Annotated in this window: 1 protein-coding gene and 1 pseudogene; one reads left to right on the plus strand and one right to left on the minus strand. The window is 46.3% G+C overall.

Annotated features, from left to right (window positions below):
• The first annotated feature begins 345 nt into the window (after positions 1–345).
• Entirely contained in the window at positions 346–3,501 is a 3,156-nt protein-coding gene (locus AACT21_RS07305; protein WP_094163166.1) for a chitinase C-terminal domain-containing protein, read from the plus strand.
• A gap of 112 nt (positions 3,502–3,613) precedes the next feature.
• Here the strand turns inward: AACT21_RS07305 and glgC are convergent.
• Positions 3,614–4,144, minus strand: a pseudogene (gene glgC, locus AACT21_RS07310) (glucose-1-phosphate adenylyltransferase); the annotation flags it as partial.

Genomic DNA, 4,144 nt, shown 5'->3' on the forward strand with positions numbered 1-4,144 from the left:
AAAGTTAAACTCTACATTTTTGTAACAATTAGTGTTGTTGCATATTTTTTGCTCTTTTTGATAGTGTGTAAGTTAAATAACCGGCAGGCAGTCCGTACATTGTTCTGATTTCGGCGCTTTTTTTAGAATCGGAAAATTAACCAATAATTAGTTGTTGATGCAAAATAACGATGCCTCTTTTGCAGAAATAGTGCAACTTGTTGCGAGTGATTTTTGATATTTGAACAAATTGAGGTGCTTATTTATCGCTCTGTTCTACAGTTGTTTCACGTGAGAATTAAAGTCTGGTTTCTTCTTGATACGAGGCTTTTTACAGTGAAACAATAACTTAAGGAATGAGCAGCTATGCATTTAAACAACAGGACAGTGGCAAAGGGTGTTTTTACACTGAGCACTTTAACGGCCTCTTGCTTGATGGCTTTTAACAGCTATGCAGCCGTTGATTGCACGACACTAAGCCCTTGGGAATCGTCAAAAGTTTATACTGGCGGTAACAAGGTTCAGCACAGTGGTACCGCCTACCAAGCTAACTATTGGACTCAAGGTAACGATCCAGCCAACTTTTCCGGTGATTATGCCCAGTGGAAAGTGTTGGATGTTTGCGCCACTTCCGGTGGTGAGAACCAGCTACCGACCGCGAATCTCTCTTCACCTTCCGCAGCAGATGTGATTGCTGTCGGTGATACCGTAATATTAAGTGCGAACGCAACCGATAGTGACGGCAGCGTTGCTCGAGTCGAGTTTTCTGTCGATGGTGCAATTGTGGGTATAGTCACCACTGCACCTTATAAAGCCACGTGGGTCGCAACCGCTGGTCAGCATGAATTCAGTGTTGTAGCCATCGATGATAAAGGTGATGCCAGCGTGAAAAGTGCAACGACCTTAACGGTGAAAGAGGCACAGCAACCAGGCAATCAGGCTCCAACCGTTGATATTACGCTCTCTGCGGTTTCCGTTGACGTGGGGGCTTTAGTCACCTTAACCGCAAACGCTGCTGATACTGATGGAAGCGTCGATAAAGTTGATTTCTTCGTTGCGGGAACGCTGGTTGGAACGGCTGTTAGTGCTCCGTATACCTTAGAATACACCGCGACAAAAGCGGGTAACTTGGCGGTGTTTGCACGCGCCACTGATAACCTTGGTGCGACGACAGATTCCACGTTAGCGACTTTAACAGTCAATGGCGCGCCAATAGCTAATAGTTGTCGTCCTGATGGTTTATATCAAACCGAAGGTGTGAATGTACCTTATTGCACCGTTTACGATGCGGAAGGTCGTGAGATCATGGGGGCGGATCATCCACGTCGTGTGATCGGTTATTTCACCAGTTGGCGTGCGGGTGATGATCCGCAATCGGCTTACCTTGTAAAAGACATCCCGTGGGAGCAGCTCACGCACATTAACTATGCCTTCGTCAGCATAGGTTCCGATGGCAAAGTGAATGTGGGCGATGTGAACGATCCCAATAATGCGGCAGTGGGCAAAGAGTGGCCAGGGGTTGAGATTGATCCTGCATTAGGCTTTAAAGGTCATTTTGGTGCGTTGGCAACAGCGAAGAAAAAATTTGATGTTAAGACCTTAATTTCTATCGGAGGCTGGGCTGAAACTGGCGGGCACTTTGATACGGCTGGCAACCGTGTCGCCGATGGTGGTTTTTATACGATGACAACCAACGCGGATGGCTCTATCAACCACGCTGGTATTGAAAAATTTGCAACATCGGCTGTTGAAATGATTCGTAAATATCAATTCGATGGTGTCGATATCGACTATGAATATCCAACCTCAATGGCGGGCGCAGGTAATCCAGATGATAAAGCGATTATGGAACCTCGCCGTGCTTATTTATGGGCGTCGTACCAAGAGTTAATGAAGGTACTACGTCAGAAGCTTGATCAAGCATCTGCACAAGATGGCCACCATTACATGCTGACGATCGCAGCACCGTCTTCTGGTTATCTATTGCGTGGTATGGAGACATTTGATGTCACTCAGTATCTTGATTATGTGAACATCATGTCTTATGACTTACACGGCGCATGGAATGATCACGTGGGTCACAACGCGGCTTTGTATGACACTGGTAAAGATTCAGAGTTAGCACAGTGGAACGTATATGGTACAGCTCAATACGGTGGTATTGGTTATCTCAACACTGACTGGGCTTATCATTATTTCCGCGGTTCTATGCCCGCAGGGCGTATCAACATCGGCGTTCCTTACTACACGCGCGGCTGGCAAGGTGTCACGGGTGGAGAGAATGGTTTATGGGGGCGAGCGGCATTACCTAACCAAGCTGAATGTGCTCCGGGCACTGGTGAGGGTGAGAAAAACAACTGTGGCCACGGCGCTGTGGGTATTGACAACATGTGGCACGACACCGATCCGAAAGGAAACGAGATGGGCGCAGGTTCAAACCCAATGTGGCATGCCAAAAACCTAGAGAAGGGGATTTGGGGCTCTTACGCCCAAGCTTATAACCTTGATCCAGTGAATGAGCCTGCCGATCAACTTGTCGGTCTTTACCAACGTCACTACGACAGCGTTGCCGTCGCGCCTTGGCTGTGGAATGCCGATAAAGGGGTGTTCTTATCAACTGAAGATAAAGAGTCTATCAACACCAAAGCCGATTATGTCATCGATAAAGAGATCGGCGGCATCATGTTTTGGGAGTTAGCAGGCGATTATAACTGTTATGTATTGGACGCTAATGGTCAACGCACTCAAGTGGATTCAACAGAGCAAGCTTGTGCAAGCGGAAATGGCGAATACCACATGGGTAATACCATGACGAAAGCAATTTATGACAAGTTTAAGTCGGCAACGCCTTATGGTAACACGCTTGCAACAGGAACGATTGCCAGTGAAACTGTAGACATCGCGGTCTCCGTTGGTGGATTTAAGGTGGGTGATCAAAACTACCCAATCAATCCGAAAATCAGCTTTACTAACAACACGGGTCAAGATATCCCAGGTGGTACTGAGTTCCAGTTTGATATCCCCGTATCTGCACCTGATAATGCTAAAGACCAATCTGGTGGTGGCTTGAAGGTGATTGCTTCTGGCCATACTCGCGCCAACAACGTCGGTGGCTTAGACGGTGTCATGCACCGCGTAGCGTTTAGTTTACCGAACTGGAAAGCTCTGCCCGCAGGCGGCGTGTATGAGTTGGATATGGTTTACTACCTCCCTATTTCTGGGCCTGCAAATTACAGCGTAAACATTAATGGTGTCGATTACGCCTTCAAGTTTGAACAACCGGATCTTCCACTTGCTGACCTATCTTCTGGTGGCAGTGACGGTGGAGATACTGGCGGTGGCGATACCGGTGGTACCACGAATCCTAGCAATGTCATTACTTGGGTTCCCGGATCCACACAGGTGAAAACTGGCGATGTTGTGATTTACAACGGGAAATGTTTTATTGCCAAAAACAACCCTGGCGTTTGGGAGTCACCGACTCAGTCAAATTGGTTTTGGGATGCAACAACGTGCCCATAACCGAGCGTGATTAATCGGTATGTTTTGAACTCAGTGTAAAGTAAGAAGCCTTAGCGTGTGCTAAGGCTTCATTTTAATGAGGGATAAATTGAGTGGGCAAAAAAATCTAGGTTTAGAATTGATAACTTTCGGGTACCACAACAATGCCATTTTCTGAAATACGGAAACGCTGGGCATCTTCAACTGGGTTTAAGCCAATTTGAGTATGTGGAGGGATTTTTACATGTTTATCAATAATACATCTCATGAGCTGACACCCTGCGCCGACTTCAACATCATCAAATAAAATGCTATCGACCACTGTTGCACCATCATCAATTCTGACGTTTGAAGAAATAATGGAGTGTTGTACAGAACCTCCAGAATTAATCACACCGTTTGAAATGATCGAATTAATGAATATACCTTCGTTACCTGTTGCAGAAGAAACCGTGCGCGCAGGTGGGTATTGCGCTTCGTATGTTCGAATGGCCCAGTTTTTTTGGTATAAGTTCATTGGTGGAACAGGTTCGAGTAAATCCATGTTAGCGTTATAAAAAGAATCAAGTGTTCCGACATCACGCCAGTAACAATCTTTAGCGACTCGCCCCCGGTCACCGCAAAACTCATACGCATAAACAGCATGGCTTTCAATCAATTTGGG

Origin of the sequence: Vibrio sp. V08_P9A1T1 (assembly GCF_963874405.1) — a bacterium.
GTDB classification, from domain to species: Bacteria; Pseudomonadota; Gammaproteobacteria; order Enterobacterales; family Vibrionaceae; genus Vibrio; species Vibrio anguillarum.

What these genes read in the sequence shown, in the direction of transcription:
- AACT21_RS07305 (WP_094163166.1), top strand. Translation starts at nt 346, where the DNA reads ATGCATTTAAACAACAGGACAGTGGCAAAGGGTGTTTTTACACTGAGC.